At 54.4% G+C, this 204-nt stretch carries 1 protein-coding gene; it reads left to right on the forward strand.

Annotated features, from left to right (window positions below; translation table 11 throughout):
• The first annotated feature begins 24 nt into the window (after positions 1-24).
• Positions 25-201, forward strand: a complete 177-nt coding sequence (locus ACH65_RS20195) for a hypothetical protein (protein ID WP_153242691.1) — start codon at positions 25-27, stop codon at positions 199-201.
• Positions 202-204 lie beyond the last annotated feature (3 nt).

Below are 204 nucleotides of genomic sequence, written 5' to 3' on the forward strand. Positions count from 1 at the left end.
GTTCGACGCTAATCAGGAAGCGCGATGCGCATTGTTTCGCCTGATCACTATCGCTTTATCAGCCATGTCCATGGAGGACTCATGAAAAGAGCTGTTCTCACCGTTGCGCTCGTTGCCCTGGTTTCCGGCTGTACAAGCAAGACCGACCCCGGCGAGAAGAACTTCGGCGCGGCAATCGACGCTTACTTAGGGATGCTCTGATCT

The organism is Frateuria defendens, from assembly GCF_001182895.1.
Lineage (GTDB): Bacteria > Pseudomonadota > Gammaproteobacteria > Xanthomonadales > Rhodanobacteraceae > Frateuria_B > Frateuria_B defendens.